The organism is Conyzicola nivalis (genome assembly GCF_040548875.1).
GTDB classification, from domain to species: Bacteria; Actinomycetota; Actinomycetes; order Actinomycetales; family Microbacteriaceae; genus Conyzicola; species Conyzicola nivalis_A.
In genome coordinates this window covers 224,164-241,418 of sequence record NZ_JBEPSJ010000002.1, presented here as the reverse complement: position 1 = coordinate 241,418, position 17,255 = coordinate 224,164, and the positions used below count along the sequence as shown (strand labels likewise).

Here is a 17,255-nt window from a genome sequence, read left to right as displayed (position 1 = left end):
ACCGCACTCGTGCCGCGAGTTGTCACTAGTGGGGCGACGACGCCCGGGAATGGCCCCACAAGCGACAAGTCGCGGGGCACTGAGGCGCCTCGGTGCCGGGCAGCAAGCGCCAGCGCCTCAGCGTCCGCGCTGCATCGCGTCGTAGTGCGCCAGCGCGTCCCCGTCGCGGGCGTGCGTGACCGCGCGGCGGGCGGCGTCGAGCGCCTCCACCGGGTCTGCCTCGGCCTCGGCGAGCATGAGCTGGCGCTCCGCCTCGGCGAGCCGGGTGCGGGCCTCCGCGCCGACGCCCCGTCCGCTCCCGCCGATGAGCGAGCGCAGCGCCGAGATCTGGCTGCGCGCCGAAACGAGGGTTCCGGTGAGGGCGACGCGGGCGTGCTCGAGTCGTTGCGACTGGTTGCGCGCGGTAGCCAGCGCGGTGTCGAGTGTGGCGACGGCCGCCGAGAGCGTGTCGAGGCCGGCCACGGGGTCACGGGGGCCGGATGCCGCGGCGACAGCCGATCGCGCCGCCTCGACATCGGTCATCGCGCGGATGATCGCCGCACCGCTCTCGGCATCGGGTGGCGAGTCGCGCTGTGCGCGGGCCTCCGCGAGATCGTCGAGGGACGACACGAGAAGGGCGTCGAGGGCGGATGCCGCGGCATCGAGCCGCGCGCCCAGCCGGTCCACACCGTCCAGGGCGGACGTCGCGCGCCGCAGCGACACCTCGGCGTCTTCGAGCAGCGCGGCGACCGTGTTCACCCCGGAGGGCGAGAGGCGCTGCTCCGCCTCGCGCAGGCTGTCGGCCGAGGCATCCAGAGCGTCCGTCGCCGTCTCCACGGCGTTCGTGCCACCGGCGACGAGCCGCTCGCGGTACTCCGACCGCAGGCGTTCCAGCTCGGCCGCGGCGGGTCGGAGGCGGGAGCGGGCGGCGTCGATGCGAGCGCGCACATCGGCGATTCGCGCGGGGGAGTCGGCCTCGGCCGATCGCAGGGAGGAGAAGTCCCGATCCTGGCCCGTCACCGCGGCGATGGCCGCCTCGCACAGGGCGATGATCTGCAGCGTCCACTCGCGCTTCTTCTGCGACGATTCGGGCACGGCGTCGTCGAGCGCCTGCTGCAGCCGGAACGCCTCGGCGAGCCGGCCGCGGGCATCCGCCATCGTCCTGCTGAACGCGGCGGTCTGCGCCTCGCCGAACTGCGCGACGGCGAACCCGAGCTCGTCCTCGCCCGCCGTCACCGCCTCGTCGGCCCGCACCAGCAGGATGTTCGCGCGCGTGCGCAGGGCGGGCAGCCCGCTCGCGCTAGACGGCTGGGCGCCGGAACGGCGACGGAAGAGCAGGAGGATGCCCACACCGAGCAGCACCACGACGAGCACCACGACGGTCACGATCGCGACCGTCGCCCCGCGGGCCACATCGTCGACGAGCGCAGCGGTCGGGATCGGACGATGCGGGAGGGTCACGCCAGCATTTTACGGGGACGAGACTGGAAGAAACCGGCGTATCCTCCCCGCTTTTGTGACGATCGGCCCTTAAGGTAGCCCATGTGTGGCGCGCCGAGAGAACAGACAACGACTTCCCTGAGGAGGCTGACATGGGTGTTGCCCATGTGCGCCCACAAGTGACGGCGCCGCACGCGCTGAGTCTGGGCGACCCGAGCTACGCGCCGGGAAACGTGGCGGAACCGACATGGAGCGCCTGGCGTTCCGAGCTCTCCGCGATCGGCGGACGCTCGTCGTTGCTGCACTTCGTCGACGCCCCGCGCACCCGCATCGAGCTCTCGACGACACATCCCGGCGGTCTCGCCCAGTTCATCACCGGCAAGACGACCCTGCTGTCGAGCCTCATCCGCGACGACCTCGCCCTGCGCAGCGCGAAGGTCGCGGCCGGTCAGATCGCGTCGAAGGGGCTCGAGCTGTCGACCGCTCGCGGCATCGACGCCGTGCACCTCGGCATCGGCATCGCCGAGTGGCAGTTCGAGGGCGCCGAGTTCCGCGCGCCCGTGCTGCTTCGCCCCCTCGCCATCCGCCGTCACGGTCGGGACTTCGAGGTCAAGCTCAAGGGCTCGGCCTTCCTCAACCCCGAGCTCGCCCGCGCCCTCGAGGCCCAGTTCGGTCTCAAGCTCGACGCGGCAGCGTTCGTCGCACTCACCGACGACGACGGCACGTTCAAGCCCAACCCGGTCATCGACCGCCTCCGCGGACTGACCAGCCACCTGGAGTGGTTCAACGTGAGCCCGCGCCTCGTCGTCTCCACCTTCGCAGACGTCGCGAACTCGATGGTGGCGGATGTCGCAGACCTCGACCACCCCGTCATCGACGCCATCGCCGGAAACCCTGCGGCGAAGTCGAGCGTCCAGGACGCGTTCATCGCCGTCGAGGCCCAGAGCGCCGACGAGCGCTCGCCGCAGACCGACACCCTCCTGCTCGACGCCGACGCCGAGCAGGAGCACGTGATCGCCCAGATCGCCGCCGGCAACTCGCTCGTCGTCAAGACCCTGCCGGGAACCGGCGGCACCCAGACGATCGTCAACGCGATCGGCAGCCTCGTCGGCCAGAACAAGCGCGTGCTCGTGGTCAGCCCGCGGCGTGCCTCGCTGCACGGCATCGCCCAGCGTCTCAACGACGTCGGCCTGCCCGGCGTCGCCGCCGCGCCGCGCACTCTGCGCCGCGACATCATCCGCTCCATCTCGCGCAACGAGCGCTCCGCACAGCCCAACGTCGACGAGGTCGACGACGCCCTCGTGCGCCTGCGCAAGGTGCTGCTCGACTACCGCGGCGCGCTCAGCAAGCCCGACCCCGTTCTCGGCATCTCGGTGCTCGAGTGCGTCACCGAGCTGTCCCGTCTCGCACTGCTGCCGAGCCCGCCCGCCACGACGGCGCGGCTCTCCCGTTCGTCGGTGGAGAAGCTGGCGAGCGACCGCCGCCACGCCGCCGAGACCATGGTGCAGGCCGCGGCGCTCGGCGAGTTCAAGTACGGCCCGGGCGACTCGCCCTGGTACGGCGCCCAGTTCGCGACGAGCGACGAGGCCGTGCGCGCCCACGAGCTCGCCAAGAAGCTCTCGAACGAAGAGCTGCCCCGTCTCATCGAGCGCGCCAACGCCGTCATCAGCTCGACCAGGATGCGCCCGTTCGCCACGATCCACGAGCTCGGCGTCTACCTGCGCCTGCTCACCGATCTGCGCGACACCCTCGACAAGTTCCTCCCGATGGTCTTCGACCGCTCGATCGGCGAGCTCGTCATGGCGACCTCCGCCCGCAAGGACAGCCCGAACATGTCGGGCGCCAACCGCCGTCGCCTCAAGAAGCTCGCCCGCGAGTACGTGCGCCCCGGCGTGCACGTGAGCGACATGAACGCCGCGCTCCTGCGCATCCAGCAGCAGCGCGTGCTCTGGCAGCGGTTCGTGACCGAGGGCGTCGCGCCCGAGGTCCCGGTCGGCATCGCCGACGTGCGCGTCGCCCTCCAGCAGGTCGAGCAGGACCTGGCGAAGCTGGATGCGCCCCTCGGTTTCGACACGAGGGAGACCGCTCTCGCGAATCAGCCGGTCGCGGTGCTGATCGACGACCTGCGGGCGCTCGCGGCCGACTCCGACGTGCTGCACAACCTGCAGGAGCGCACCGCGCTCATGAAGACGCTCACCGACCTCGAGCTCGATCCGCTCATCACCGACCTCGCACAGCGCCACGTTCCCGAGGAGCAGGTCGAGGCCGAGCTGGAACTCGCCTGGTGGCAGTCGGCCCTCGAGTCGCTGCTCGCCGCCGACCGTGCCCTCCTCGGCGCGAACACCCCCGTGCTCGACCGTCTCGAGGCCGACTTCCGTCTCGTCGACGACGCGCACGCCACCGGCAGCGCCCAGCTGCTGTCGTGGCAGCTCGCCGAGAACTGGAAGATCGGACTCGTCGACTGGCCTGACGAGGGCCGCCTGCTGAAGAAGCTCCTGCTGCGCAGCCAGATGGACGCCTTCGACCTGCAGACCACCGCGCCCCACCTCTCCCGCGCGGTCGCTCCGGTCTGGCTCGCCTCTCCCTACGAGGTCGCCACGATCGCCGACAGCATGCCGTTCGACGCCGTGATCCTGGTCGACGCGGGCGCCACCACGATCGCCGAGACGGTCGGCGCCATCCGCCGCGCCAAGCAGGTCGTCGCGTTCGGCGACCCGGTCACCCAGACGCCCGCCGCCTTCGCGATCGCGATCGACGACCAGTTCACCGAGCAGCCGCCGGCACCCGACGAGGAGACGCTCGACGACCTGCACGAGAACTCGTCGTTGTCGCGGCTCGGCTCGATCCTGCCCACGTTCTCGCTCACGCGCAGCTACCGCCCGGGAGGGGAGGATCTCGCCGAGCTGGTGAACCGCCGCTTCTACGGCGGTCGCATCCAGTCGCTGCCCTGGGCCGGAAGCTTCCTCGGGCACGGCAGCCTCGCCATGGACTTCGTCGCCGACGGCCACGGGCTGCCCGACAGCTACACCGGAGCCGTCGAGAGCGTCGACGCCGAGGTCAACCGCGTCGTCGAGCTCGTGCTCGCCCACGCCGCCGAACGCTCGCGCGAGTCGCTCATGGTCATCACCGCGAGCCCGCTGCACGCCGTGCGGGTGCAGCAGGCGGTGCTCACGGCCGTCACGACGCGCCCCGAGCTCAACGACTTCATCATCGGAGACCGTCCCGAGCCGTTCGCGGTCATGACGATCGATCAGGCCGTGGCCGAGAGCCGCGACCGCGTCATCTTCTCGATCGGCTTCGGGCGCACCCCGCACGGCCGTGTGCTCTCCAACTTCGGCGTGCTCGGCCAGCCGGGCGGAGAGCGCCTGCTCGCCGTCGCGATGACCCGCGCCCGCCGCTCGATGGTGATCGTGACCTGCTTCGAGCCGGCCGACATCGACGGCGACCGGATGAGCCACGGTGCCATCGCCCTCGCCGAGATCCTCGCCGAGGTGGACGCGCGCCTCGCCGACATCCCGCTTCCCGACGACAGCGACCCCATGCTCGTCGACCTGGCGCGTCGTCTCGAGCACCGGGGGATCCGTGTCGCCCTCGGGCACCGCGGCAAGCTCGGCCTGGTCGCCTCGCACGGCGGCGTCTGCGTCACCGTCGAGACCGACGCGATGCTGGGGCAGACCACGCTGCGTGAGTCGCTGCGGCTGCGCCCGGAACTGCTGCGACGCCTCGGATGGCACTACCTGCGAGTTCACGCGTTCGAGCTGTTCAGCGATCCAGACGCCGTCGCGCGTCGGGTCATGGAGACCCTCGGCGTCGACACCAGCCCGGTCACCGAGCCGATCACGATCATCCAGCAGTAGCGATGGCGTCTCCCGAGACACCGAAGCCGCGTCCGAAGCGTCGCAGGGTCACGACCGAGCCTCCGGCCGGCAGCGACCCGACGCCGCAGCCGGAGGAGCCCCGCACCTCGGGCACCGAGAACGACGAGCGCCTCAAGGCCGACAAGCCGCCGCACTGGGGCTGACCCGCCCTTCGCTGGTTGAGTAGGTCGCTCAGCGACCGTATCGAAACCTCGCGTCCCGCCGCGTCAGGTCGTCGAGAGTGCAGTTGTGCCCCGGATGCGCCCCGAGCATGGCGCACAACTGCACTGTCGCGGGTGCGGGTGAGTGGCGAGTGCGGGCGCGAGGGCGAGTGGTGAGCGCGACGGCGCGTGACCGCGACCATCCGGCTGGTTGGACGCCGGCTGGCCAGTTCGGCACACTCGGCCGGCGGGATCACGACCACGAATGGCCAGCCAGGGTCGTCAAGAGTGCAGTTGTGCCCCGGATGCGCCCCGAGCATGGCGCACAACTGCACTCGCGGGCGCGGGCGCGGGCGCGAGACTGGGTGCGGACGCGGCGCGGTTTCGATACGGGCCGTGGACGGCCCTACTCAACCGGCGGGTTCGGCGGCAGCGCTACCCCACCACGTCGCTGTGCTTGCCCTTCGGATCGGACATGGCAGACGAAGCCGCCGAGCCCGACGCCAGGAGGTTTCTGATCTCGATGAGCAGCTCGACCTCGCTGGGCTCCTTCGCCGGGTCTTCGACGCCGGCCGCGATCTCTTCCTTCTTCTTCGCGAACGAGACCTTCTTCAGGTAGTTGATCGGGATGATGAGGGCGAAGTAGACGACGGCCGCCACCAGCAGGAACTGGATGAGCGCGGCGACGACCACGCCGAATTTGATGGTGGCCTCGCCGCCACCGGTCGTCGGGATGACCACGTCGAGTGCGTCATTGAGGCTCTCGGCCCTGAACAGCGCGCCGATCGCAGGGTTGAAGACTCCGTTCACGATCGAGGTGACGATGGCCGTGAACGCGGCACCGATCACGACGGCGACCGCGAGGTCGATCACGTTTCCGCGGAGGATGAACTCCTTGAAACCCTTCATGCAGACACTCCTTGACGTAGGTACGAGCGAAGAACGCTCATTCCCAGCCTAGACGGAGGGCTTGGCGGCGGGTGCTGACGAGGCGGCCGGTGCCGACGTGCTGGCCGGTGCCGCAGACGCGGCCGGAGCGGATGTCGCGGCCGGCGCCGACGACGTCTCGGCGGGGGTCGACTTCTTGCCCGGGGCATCCGACGTCTTGTTCTCGCTACGCGAGTCGTTGCGGTAGAAGCCGCTTCCGCTGAAGCTCACGCCGATGGGGGAGAAGACCTTGCGCACCGGGCGGCCGTCGACCGGCGAGACCGTGAGGTCGGGGTCGGTGAACGACTGGTACACGTCGAACGTGGTGCCGTCATCGAGGTGCTTGTACGAGTAGGTAGGCAAGGAGAACTCCTGAAAAGATGGACGGCTCTAGAAGGTGGTGATGCCGCCGGGCGTGACTACGCCGTTGACTCGCTGGTCGTGCACCTCGCTGGGCACGGTGTCGACGAGTTCGCTGTCGAATATCACAGCATAGACCGGGGGGCACTGCTCCATGCTGCCGAGCGTCTTGTCGAAGTAGCCGCGGCCCCAGCCCATGCGCATCCCGGTGCGGTCGACGGTGGCCGCCGGCACGATGATGAGGTCGACGTCGTTGATGGCGATCGGCCCGAGAAGCTCGGTGGTCGGTGTGGGCATTCCGAAGACGTCCTCGTCTTCGTCCTTGCCGTCGTACGGCGCCCAGTCGAGCAGACCGTCTTCCCTCGAGATGGGCAGCAGCACCCGGATGCCCTGCGCGCAGGCCCAGTGGAGGAACTCTCGCGTGTCCGGCTCGTCGTTTGTCGAGAGATACGCAGCTATCGACGACACGCCGAGGCTCTCGGTTAACTGAATGAGGTTCGATGTTACGGCCAGGTTAACTTTGCCCCGTTCGGGGGTAGTCATCGTGCGGCGCCGCTCGCGTAACTCCGCGCGTAGAGCGCGTTTCTCCAACGTGACGTCGTCTGACATCCTCCAATCCTACGAGGTTGCCCGGTAGCCTTTCGGTTATGGCCTTCAGAATTACAAAAGCAGTCATTCCCGCCGCCGGACTCGGAACACGATTCCTTCCGGCCACGAAAGCAATGCCGAAGGAGATGCTGCCGGTCGTCGACAAGCCGGCCATCCAGTACGTCGTCGAAGAGGCCGTAGCCGCAGGACTCACCGATGTCCTGCTCATCACCGGTCGCAACAAGACCGCGCTGGAGAACCACTTCGACCGCGCCACCGAGCTCGAGGCCACCCTCACGACGAAGGGCGACACCGATCGCCTGCACAAGGTCGAGTACTCCAACGACCTCGCCGACATGCACTACGTGCGCCAGGGAGACCCGCGCGGTCTCGGCCACGCGGTGCTGCGCGCCCACATGCACGTCGGCAACCAGCCGTTCGCGGTGCTGCTCGGCGACGACCTCATCGACTCCCGCGACGTGCTTCTCGCCCGCATGATCGAAGAGCAGAACAAGCGGGAGTGCACCGTCATCGCCCTCATGGAGGTGGCACCCGAGGTCGCCCACATGTACGGTGTCGCCACCGTCGAGGCCACGGGAAGCCCCGACGTCGTGAAGGTGCTCGACCTCGTCGAGAAGCCCGCAGAGGGCACCGCCCCCTCGAACTACGCGATCATCGGCCGCTACGTGCTGCAGCCCGACATCTTCGACATCCTCGAGAACACGGAGCCCGGCAAGGGCAACGAGATCCAGCTGACGGACGCGCTGCGCACCCAGGCCAAGAACAACATCGCCGGTGGCGTGTACGGCGTCGTCTTCCGCGGCCGCCGTTACGACACGGGAGACCGTCTCGACTACATCAAGGCGATCGTGCAGCTCGCCGTCGAACGCGAAGACCTCGGTCCCGAGCTCCGCCCGTGGCTGAAGGAATTCTCGGCCACTCTGGAGGACTAGCCGCCCGACGGGGAGGGCATACTGGACTAACCATGTCGACCCTCATCCCCACCCTGCGCGACGGGGACATCACGATCCGGCCGGTGCGCCTCCGCGACGCCCGTGCGCTCGAGCGCGAACTGCTCGAGAACCGCACGTGGCTGCGCAAGTGGGAGGCGACCAACCCGGTCGGACCGATGAGTTTCGACGTGCGCGCCAGCATCCGTCACCTGCAGTCCAACGCCCGCGCGGGGCTCGGCCTGCCGTTCATCATCGAATACCGGGGCGAGCTCGCCGGGCAGTTGAACGTGTCGTCGATCAGCTACGGCTCGGTGTCGATGGCGACCATCGGCTACTGGGTGTCCGAGCGGTTCGCGGGCAAGGGGCTCACGCCCACCGCGGTCGCCCTCGCGAGCGACCACTGCTTCTTCACCGTCGGGCTGCACCGCATCGAGATCTGCATCCGGCCCGAGAACGAGCCGAGCCTGCGCGTGGTCGAGAAGCTCGGCTTCCGCTACGAGGGACTGCGGCGCCGGTACATCCACATCAACGGCGACTGGCGCGACCATTTCTGCTTCGCACTGACCGTCGAAGAGCTGCCCACCGGCGTGCTGCGACGCTGGCACGACGGCCGGGTGCCCGCCGAGAACGCGGTAATCCCGCCCGCGGATCGGGAGAAGGCGCAACGCCCGATCCCCATCGGCTGAGCGTCGCGGCGCGAACACACCCTGTCGAAGTCCTCGGCTTTCCCCTCTATCACTCGTAACTTAGGCACATGAACCTTTCGGGCGGACTCAGCAGTGGCGCCATGCTCGCGCTCGCGGCAGGGCTCTGGCTCGTCTACCTCGTGCCCACCTGGCTCCGGCGCCGCGAATACCTCGCGACGGAGCGCAACGCGGTGCGGCTGCAGCAGACGCTCCGCATCCTCGCCGAGAGCGCCGAGGTGCCCGTCGAGGTGCACGCCGAGACGTCGGCGCGTAGCGTCGCGGCATTCCAGCGCAGCCTGCTGCAGCAACAGCAGCTTGCCGATGCCGTCGCGAGGGCTCGGGATGCCGCCCTGGCCCGCACGGCCACACGTCAGCTCGCGGAGGCGCAGCCGGCTCTCGCCGCCGTCGTCGCGTCCCAGTCGGTCGCGTCGCGGCGACTGCGTCGCACCCGCGGGGTCACCTCCGCCGTCTTCTTCGGGTCGCTCGCGGCTCTCGTCGTGCAGCTCGTCTTCGTGTTCACCTCCGGGCTCGCGGCCGGCGCCCCCGCGGTCCTCGCCTTCGCCGGCGTCGGCGCGGTCACCTCGTTCGCCATGCTCGGCCGGCTCGCCTCGGTGAGCCGCGCCCGTGCCGCCGCCATCGCCCGCCCCGTGGTGCGCACCCCGGTGCAGCGCACGGTCCCGGTGCGCCGCGAGGCTCCCGCTCCCGTGGCCCAGAAGGAATGGACCCCGGTCCCGATCCCCAAGCCGCTCTACCTCTCGCGCCCGGCGCCCGAGCCCGTGGTCATCGTGGCCGACGAGGTCGCCGCCGAGCTGCGCGAGGCGGCAGCCGAGGCCGAACGCGAGCTGCGCGCCGCCCAGGCCGCCGCTGCAGCGCCCGCGACCCCGCCGATTCCGATCGCACGCCCGAGCCGGTTCGCCGCCATGGGCATCGTCGAGCAGGGCGCGACAGCCGCCCCCGACCTCGACGCCGTGCTGCGTCGCCGTCGCGCAGCGAGCTAGATCCGCCTCCCCGCCCGCGGATCGAAAGACCACCACGGGCGTGATAATGTTGCACTGCAACACGGGCCCTTGGCGCAGTTGGTAGCGCGCCTCGTTCGCATCGAGGAGGTCAGGAGTTCAAATCTCCTAGGGTCCACACCTGTTGTAACGAAACCCCCGCCGGGCTCCGGCGGGGGTTTCGTGTTTCTGCGCCGGCTCGTGCGGTCAGTCGGCTTCGGTCGCGTCGGACTCCGTCGCGCCGGCCGCGATCACGGCGGCAGACGCGCGTCGCCGTCGCCGCACGATAAGAAGCGTGACGCCCGCCGCGATCGCCGCGAGCACGATCCACGGCAGCAGCACGCCGGCCGCGACGAGTAGGAACCCGAGGAAGCCGGTGAAGGCCGCCCACCCGGCCAGGAGCCCGCTCCAGAAGGTGTCGGGGGTCTCGACCGGGGCATCCGCCTCGGAGATCAGCCAGAGCTCGATGGTCGAGAGGCTCACCTGGTCGGCGAGGCCACGCTGCTGGGCCTCGAGCGACTCGAGGTTGCCCTGACGCTCGCTGATCGCCGTCTCGAGCTTGATGAGCGTGTCGGTGTCGGTCGCCGTGGAGAGCAGCGCGGTGAGCCGCTCGACGGATGACCGCAGCGCGGAGATGCGCGCGTCCAGATCCTGCACCTGGGTGGTCACGTCCACCGAGGTGAGCGCCACGTTCTCGGTCTTGCCCAGCGCCTTCAGCTTGTCGAGCGTCGCGGTGAGCGACGACGTCGGGATGCGCACCGTCAGGGTCGCGCTTCCCCGGTCGCCCTTCTGCGGCGCGGTCTCGGTGCGGGCGTCGATGCGGCCGCCCGCGGTCTCGACGATGCGCACCGCGTCGGTGGCCGCCTCGAGCGGCTCCTCGGCGGTCACCGTGACCGTGCCGGTCGTCACCACAGACCGGTCCTGTTCGGCGACGGTGCCCGGTACGGGGGCGCCCTCGAATCCCTCGGCGCCCTCGGCGAAGCGGGAGTCGCTCGACCCCGACTGCGGAGCGGGCAGCGACTCCGACTGCGGAGCCCGCGAGTCGGCCGGTGACACCGAGTCGACGCCCGTCTTCGTGCCGGCGGTGCACCCCGCGAGCGACACGGCGACGGCGACGATCAGTGTGGGTAATAGTATGCGCCTCATGGTGTGACGGTACCCAGCATCCGTCGCCGACCGCTACCCAACGTTCCTCGCGACTCGCGCGTCACCGCCCGGCGCTGTCAAGGTCTGGAGCCCCGCGCCCGACAGACGTAGCGTCGAATGCGACCACCGATCAAGGGAGAAATCATGGGCGTGTTCGACAGTGCCAAGGACGCCGCAGAGGCGACGGGCAAGAAGATCGGCGAATTCGCCGACGACACCAAGGAACGCATCGGCGACAAGGTCGACGAGGCCAAGGCCGACGCCGAGGTGAAGAAGGCCGAGGGCGACGTACGCAAGGCGGAGGCGGAGCGCGACGCGACCGAGGCGAAGAACGAGTACAAGGAGAAGCTGCGCGACTAGTGTCGCGCTCAGCGGAGGGGGTCGGTGGTTCGCCCGGCCCCCTTCGTCACGTCTACGCTCGTCTTATGGACACTCGCAACGCGGCGCGCATCGGCAAGGACCTCTCGGTCATCGGACTCGGCACCTGGCAGCTCGGCGCCGACTGGGGAGACGTGAGCGAGGCGGATGCCCGTGCAGTGCTCGACGCCTCCGTCGAGTCGGGCGTCACCGTGTTCGACACCGCCGACGTCTACGGCGACGGACGCAGCGAGCAGATCATCGGCGGCTACCTCGCCGACAATCCCGGGCTCGACATCTTCGTCGCCACCAAGATGGGGCGCCGCGAGGAGCAGGACCCGGCCAACTTCACGCTCGCGAAGTTCCGCGAGTGGACCGATCGCTCGCGCGCAAACCTGCGCGTCGACACCCTCGACCTCGTGCAGCTGCACTGCCCGCCGACCCCCGTGTTCTCCACCGACGCCGTGTACGAGGCCCTAGACACCCTGGTCGCCGACGGCGCCATCGCCCGCTACGGCGTGAGCGTCGAGACCGAGGAGGAGGCGCTCGCCGCGATCGCTCATCCCGGGCTCGCGAGCGTGCAGATCATCGTCAACGCGTTCCGGCTCAAGCCGCTCGAGCGTGTGCTGCCCGCGGCTGCCGACGCGGGCGTGGCCATCATCACGCGCGTGCCGCTCGCGTCCGGGCTGCTGAGCGGAAAGTACACGCGCGACACGACCTTCGCCGCGAACGACCACCGCACGTTCAATCGCCACGGCGAATCGTTCGACGTGGGAGAGACCTTCTCCGGTGTCGACTTCGAACAGGGAGTCGCCGCAGCCGGCGAGTTCTCGGCGCTCGCGGCATCCGTCGGTCTGAGCCCCTCGGTCGCCGCCCTAGCCTGGCTCGCCCAGCTTCCCGGCGTCACCACGGTCATCCCCGGCGCGCGCAGCGTCGAGCAGGCGCGTGCCAACGCGTCGGCCGGATCCGTGGCGCCGCTGCCCGAGTCGTTCGGCACGACCGTCACCGACATCTACGACCGCTACTTCCGCGAGGCGGTGCACGGCCGCTGGTGACCCGTCGGAGTCAGCTGTCGGCGAGCCAGCCGCGCAGCAGGCTCAGCGTCTCGTCGGGGCGGTCGCGGTGCGGGGAGTGCCCCGAACCCGGCACCACGACGTAGGAGAGATTCGGGTTCGACGCGACCAGCGACCGCGCCGAGTCGGTGGGAACCATGCTGTAGACCGCGTGGTCGCCGCCGACGAGCAGCGTCGGAACCTCGAGCGCGGATGTTTCGGCGAGCACGTTCCACGGGGAGTTGTCGCCGACCGTGCGCTCGACCATGTGGGCGGTCGCCTGGGCGACGGCCGCAGCCTTGAGCTCGATGTCGTGTGGATGCCAGAGCGGCCGCAGCTGCCGGAAGCCGTCCTGGTCGAGGCGCAGCTCGGCCAGCTCCCCGACGAGCAGCCCCGCGACGTCGTCGCCCTCGACCGCCAGCGCGGGGTCGAGCAGCACGAGGCGCCGGGTGAAGCCGGGGCGCGACGCGGCCACCACGGCGACGGCACCGCCGAGGGAGTGGCCGACGACGACGTCCCAGTCGTCGCCGGGGAGGTCGCCCGCGTAGGCCGCGAAGTCGTAGCGCTCGGCGACGGGCGCGCCGCCGTTGCCGCGCAGGTCGACGGCCGTCACGTGCCAGCCGTCGGCGGCGAGTGCCTCGCCGACGCGCCACCACGTCGCGCCGTTCGAGGTGAGCCCGTGCACGAGCAGCGCGCGGCGAGGCGAGTCGGCGTCTCCCCAGTGGCGCTGCGGGAGGACGAGGGGAGCGGATGCATCGTGGGGCATCCGGCCACGGTACCGGGCGCCGTGGTCTGCGCGACGCCGTGTTGCGCCGCGTGGCGGTATCGCGACGATCCGCGGCGGTAAGTCGCCGCTAGCTCGGCTGGATCGGGATCGGCGCCGTGTCGGGCAGGGAGGTCAGCTCGCGGCCGCGCAGGTCGGGGTGCCAGCCGCGCAGCACGAGCGGGATGAGGAACCCGAGGAAGGCGAGCGCCGCTGCGGCCGCGAAACCGCCGATCGCGCCGTTTTCGTCGATGAGGAACCCGGCGACCGCCGAGCCGATGGCTGCGCCGATGAGCTGGCCGGTTCCTACCCATCCGTAGGCCTCGGCGGTGTCGCTGAACTTGACCGTCGCCGAGACGATCGCGAACATCACCGCGAGCGCGGGAGCGATACCGATGCCGGCGACGAACAGCGCGATCGCGAGCCACCAGAAGTCGAGCGATGCCAGCGCGAGGGCCATGCCCACGAACACGGCGAACATACGCCTGGCCATCGCCCACGGTCCGACAGGGAGGTGGCCGAGCGCGAGTCCGCCGGCGAGGGAGCCGAAGGCGAAGATGGCCAGGATGATGCCCGACTCCGGGCCGTGGTCGCCGAAGGTCGCGACGACGCTCGCCTCGACCGCCGCGCACGCGCCGATCAGCAGGAAGCCGGTGATGGTCGACAGCAGCACAGCGGGGCGCTTGAGCACGACGCCGAGACGACGCTTGCTGCGCGGGATGCGCACCCGGCCGACCTCGGGGGAGAGGATGAACCAGAGCCCGCCGCCGACGAGCAGCACTCCGGCGAGCACGATCGCGGTGGTCGTCGAGATCTGCACGGCGACGAACGTGGTGATCACGGGGCCGGCGACCCAGATGATCTCCTGCGCCGAGGCGTCGAGCGAGAACAGCGGCGTGAGCTGCTTGGAGTTGACCATCTTGGGGTAGATGGTGCGCACGGCCGGCTGGATCGGCGGCGTCGACAGCCCGCCGATCAATCCGACGACCATGTACAGCCAGAGCGGCATGAGAATGAACGCCATGCAGAAGATCGAGATGGCGCACACGATCATGGTGAGCACGAGCACCTTGCGCATGCTCCAGACGCCCATCCACCGGCTGGTGAGCGGTCCGGCGACGGCCTGGCCGAGACTGGTGGCGGCGAGGACGAGGCCGGCGGCGCCGTAGGAGTCGAGGATGCCCTCGATGTGCAGCAGGTAGGCGAGCGAGAGCATTCCCGAGGGGAATCGTGCTGTGAGCTGCGCCGCGATGATCCGGGCCACCCCCGGGGTTTTCAACAGATTGGCGTAGCTATTCACCGACCCATTCTAGGGAGTCGGGAAGGCATCCGACTCGCTTTGGGGCTTGCTTTATCGGGTGTCAGATGCCCCGGCTAGCCTGTGGAGAAGTCGGCGAAGTTATCCACACCTGTGGATGACACGCCCACTACATCTAGGGATAGGCATCCGCTTCGACCCCGATATATAGTGGTGGAAGAGCCGGGCCGGCGACGTCAGTTGTGGCCAATTCGGGGCATTTTTAGGAGCATTCGTGGGAATCACAGTAGTCAAGCGCAACGGCGAGCGAGAGCCGTACGACGCCAACAAGATCAACCTCGCCATCGAGCACGCCACGTACGGCCTCGATGACAACATCACCTGGGTGACCCAGATCGCGTCGGAGCTCGAGCTCACGCTGTTCGACGGCATCACGACCCAGCAGCTCGACGAGGCTGTCATCCAGGTCGCACTGCAGAACGTGAAGGACGACCCGGCGTTCGACGTCGTCGCCGCACGCCTGCTGCTCAAGACCATCTACAAGCGCGTGCTCGGCGACTACTCCGGCGCCGACGAGCTCAAGTCGCTGCACGCCAGCCACTTCGAAGCCAACGTGCGCCGCGGTGTCGAAGAGGGACTCCTCGACACGCGCCTCGTCGAGCTCTTCGACTTCGCGACCCTGTCGGCCGCCCTCGAGCCCGCCCACGACGAGCTGCTCAAGTACATCGGCGTCGTCACGCTGAACAACCGCTACGGCATCAAGGGCCGCAACGGCGACGCCCTCGAGGTTCCCCAGTACTTCTGGATGCGCATCGCGATGGGCCTCTCGCTCAACGAGCAGAACCCCACCGAGCACGCCATCGCCTTCTACGAGAAGATGTCGAAGCTCGAGTACCTCGCGGCCGGCTCCACGCTCGTCAACGCGGGCACCGTCTACCCCCAGCTCGCGAACTGCTTCGTCATGGAGATGCAGGACGACATGGAGCACATCGCGAAGACCACGCGCGACGTCATGTGGCTCACCAAGGGCACCGGCGGCATCGGCCTCTCGGTGACCAAGCTGCGCGCGCAGGGCTCGCCCATCCGCTCCAACAACACGACCTCCACGGGCCCGATCCCGTTCATGCACACCATCGACTCGATCCTGCGCGCGGTCAGCCGCGGTGGCAAGAAGTTCGGCGCCCTCGCGTTCTACATGGAGAACTGGCACCTCGACTTCCCGGAGTTCCTCGACCTGCGCCAGAACTCCGGCGACCCGTACCGCCGCACCCGCACCGCCAACACCGCGGTCTGGATCAGCGACGAGTTCATGAAGCGCGTGCAGAACGACGACTTCTGGTACCTCTTCGACCCGCTCGAGGTCGCAGACCTCAACGAGCTCTACGGTCAGGAGTTCTCGACTCGCTACAACGAGTACGTGGCCAAGGCCGAGGCCGGCGAGATGCGCATGTTCAAGAAGATGGGCGCCCGCGAGCAGTTCAAGTCGATCCTGCTCTCGCTGCAGAGCACCGCTCACCCGTGGCTCACCTGGAAGGACACGATCAACAACCGTGCCCTCAACAACAACACGGGAACGATCCACCTCTCCAACCTGTGCACCGAGATCACGCTGCCGCAGGACGAAGACAACGTCTCCGTCTGCAACCTCGCGTCGATCAACCTGTCGCGTCACCTCGACGACGCCTCGAAGCTCGACTTCTCCAAGATCGAGGAGAGCGCCCGCCTCGCAGTCCGTCAGCTCGACAACCTCATCGACATCACGCGCTCCAGCGTGAAAGAGGCCGACTTCTCCAACGAGCAGAACCGTGCCGTCGGCCTGGGAGTCATGGGCTTCACCGACATCATCGAGCGCATGGGCATCAGCTACGAGAGCGAAGAGGCCTACGACCTGATCGACGAGATCATGGAGCACGTCTCCTACGCGGCGATCGACGAGAGCGCCAACCTCGCCAAGGAGCGCGGCGCCTACAAGAACTTCGAGGGCTCGCGCTGGTCGCAGGGACTCGTCCCCATCGACTCGATCGCGCTGACCGAGGCCGACCGGGGCCAGGAGATCAAGGTCAACCGCAAGACGCGCCTCGACTGGGACGCCCTGCGTCTCAAGGTCAAGGGTGGAATGCGCAACGCGACGCTCATGGCGATCGCGCCCACCGCATCCATCGGTCTCGTCGCCGGCACCACGCCCGGCCTCGACCCGCAGTTCTCGCAGATCTTCAGCCGCGCCACCTCGAACGGCAAGTTCCTCGAGGTCAACCGCAACCTGGTCACCACCCTGCAGGGCCTCGGCCTCTGGGAGTCGACCAAGGAGACCATCCTGCGCAGCCAGGGCGACATCCAGAACATCGCGTCGATCCCCGACTCGGTCAAGGCCACCTACAAGACGAGCTTCCAGCTGTCGCCGTACTCGTTCCTCGAGGTCGCGGCTCGTGCCCAGAAGTGGATCGACCAGGCGATCAGCCGCAACATGTACCTCGAGACGCGCGACATCGGCGACATGATGGACATCTACATGGGTGCGTGGGAGCGCGGCGTGAAGACGACGTACTACCTGCACATGAAGCCGCGTCACACCGCCGAGCAGTCCACCGTCAAGGTGAACAAGAGCGAGGACATCGAGTCGGGTGCCAAGAAGGGCTTCGGCGCCCCGGCGGCGGTCGGCGGAACGACGGATGCCTCGGCACCCTCGGCACCTCGCAAGGGCTTCGGCTTCGGAGGCGCGAAGTAATGGGACCC

General features: G+C 69.0%; 15 protein-coding genes and 1 tRNA gene. 9 read left to right on the top strand and 7 right to left on the bottom strand.

Annotation, left to right across the window (positions count from 1 at the left end; translation table 11 throughout):
- Window positions 1-117: 117 nt before the first annotated feature.
- Window positions 118-1,440 carry a hypothetical protein gene (locus ABIE21_RS09790; RefSeq protein ID WP_354024638.1) on the bottom strand — a complete coding sequence of 441 codons (1,323 nt, stop codon included), beginning with the start codon at window positions 1,438-1,440 and terminating at the stop codon, window positions 118-120.
- Between the two features lie 131 nt (window positions 1,441-1,571).
- Here ABIE21_RS09790 and ABIE21_RS09785 point away from each other — a divergent pair, with 131 nt between their 5' ends.
- Window positions 1,572-5,276 carry a DEAD/DEAH box helicase gene (locus tag ABIE21_RS09785; RefSeq protein ID WP_354024637.1) on the top strand — a complete coding sequence of 1,235 codons (3,705 nt, stop codon included), beginning with the start codon at window positions 1,572-1,574 and terminating at the stop codon, window positions 5,274-5,276.
- Between the two features lie 2 nt (window positions 5,277-5,278).
- Window positions 5,279-5,440, top strand: a complete 162-nt coding sequence (locus ABIE21_RS09780; protein ID WP_354024636.1) for a hypothetical protein — start codon at window positions 5,279-5,281, stop codon at window positions 5,438-5,440.
- A gap of 432 nt (window positions 5,441-5,872) precedes the next feature.
- Here the strand turns inward: ABIE21_RS09780 and mscL are convergent, their stop codons facing one another.
- From mscL to ABIE21_RS09765, 3 genes are read right to left on the bottom strand one after another with little or no spacing between them, the layout of a single operon-like run.
- The gene (mscL, locus tag ABIE21_RS09775) at window positions 5,873-6,346 is read right to left on the bottom strand and encodes a large conductance mechanosensitive channel protein MscL (protein ID WP_354024635.1); all 474 of its coding nucleotides are present in this window, start codon (window positions 6,344-6,346) and stop codon (window positions 5,873-5,875) included.
- 48 nt (window positions 6,347-6,394) lie between these two features.
- Window positions 6,395-6,727 carry an FmdB family zinc ribbon protein gene (locus ABIE21_RS09770; RefSeq protein ID WP_354024634.1) on the bottom strand — a complete coding sequence of 111 codons (333 nt, stop codon included), beginning with the start codon at window positions 6,725-6,727 and terminating at the stop codon, window positions 6,395-6,397.
- Between the two features lie 27 nt (window positions 6,728-6,754).
- Entirely contained in the window at window positions 6,755-7,333 is a 579-nt protein-coding gene (locus ABIE21_RS09765) for a 5-formyltetrahydrofolate cyclo-ligase (RefSeq protein WP_354024633.1), read from the bottom strand.
- Window positions 7,334-7,371: 38 nt separating this feature from the next.
- Here ABIE21_RS09765 and galU point away from each other — a divergent pair, with 38 nt between their 5' ends.
- From galU to ABIE21_RS09745, 4 genes are all read left to right on the top strand, one after another.
- Window positions 7,372-8,265 (top strand): UTP--glucose-1-phosphate uridylyltransferase GalU, encoded by an 894-nt coding sequence (gene galU, locus ABIE21_RS09760; RefSeq protein WP_354024632.1) that lies wholly within the window; start codon window positions 7,372-7,374, stop codon window positions 8,263-8,265.
- Window positions 8,266-8,297: 32 nt separating this feature from the next.
- Window positions 8,298-8,951: a GNAT family N-acetyltransferase gene (locus ABIE21_RS09755; protein WP_354024631.1), complete on the top strand. Its 654-nt coding sequence runs from the start codon at window positions 8,298-8,300 to the stop codon at window positions 8,949-8,951.
- Between the two features lie 68 nt (window positions 8,952-9,019).
- Window positions 9,020-9,949 carry a hypothetical protein gene (locus ABIE21_RS09750; protein ID WP_354024630.1) on the top strand — a complete coding sequence of 310 codons (930 nt, stop codon included), beginning with the start codon at window positions 9,020-9,022 and terminating at the stop codon, window positions 9,947-9,949.
- A 63-nt stretch (window positions 9,950-10,012) separates the two neighbouring features.
- Window positions 10,013-10,085: transfer RNA gene (locus ABIE21_RS09745), tRNA-Ala, on the top strand.
- A gap of 68 nt (window positions 10,086-10,153) precedes the next feature.
- On the opposite strand, the gene ABIE21_RS09740 is transcribed toward ABIE21_RS09745, so the two are convergent.
- Window positions 10,154-11,092: a DUF4349 domain-containing protein gene (locus ABIE21_RS09740; RefSeq protein ID WP_354024629.1), complete on the bottom strand. Its 939-nt coding sequence runs from the start codon at window positions 11,090-11,092 to the stop codon at window positions 10,154-10,156.
- 144 nt (window positions 11,093-11,236) lie between these two features.
- Between ABIE21_RS09740 and ABIE21_RS09735 the strand changes: the two genes are divergently transcribed.
- Window positions 11,237-11,452, top strand: a complete 216-nt coding sequence (locus tag ABIE21_RS09735; RefSeq protein WP_354024628.1) for a hypothetical protein — start codon at window positions 11,237-11,239, stop codon at window positions 11,450-11,452.
- Window positions 11,453-11,517: 65 nt separating this feature from the next.
- Window positions 11,518-12,504, top strand: coding sequence for an aldo/keto reductase (locus ABIE21_RS09730; protein WP_354024627.1), 987 nt, complete (start codon window positions 11,518-11,520; stop codon window positions 12,502-12,504).
- A gap of 10 nt (window positions 12,505-12,514) precedes the next feature.
- Here the strand turns inward: ABIE21_RS09730 and ABIE21_RS09725 are convergent, their stop codons facing one another.
- A complete protein-coding gene (locus ABIE21_RS09725) occupies window positions 12,515-13,267 on the bottom strand; it encodes an alpha/beta fold hydrolase (protein WP_354024626.1) in 753 nt (250 codons plus the stop codon).
- Window positions 13,268-13,355: 88 nt separating this feature from the next.
- Window positions 13,356-14,564, bottom strand: coding sequence for an MFS transporter (locus ABIE21_RS09720; RefSeq protein WP_354024625.1), 1,209 nt, complete (start codon window positions 14,562-14,564; stop codon window positions 13,356-13,358).
- A 232-nt stretch (window positions 14,565-14,796) separates the two neighbouring features.
- Between ABIE21_RS09720 and ABIE21_RS09715 the strand changes: the two genes are divergently transcribed.
- Window positions 14,797-17,247 (top strand): ribonucleoside-diphosphate reductase subunit alpha, encoded by a 2,451-nt coding sequence (locus tag ABIE21_RS09715; protein ID WP_354024624.1) that lies wholly within the window; start codon window positions 14,797-14,799, stop codon window positions 17,245-17,247.
- Window positions 17,248-17,255 lie beyond the last annotated feature (8 nt).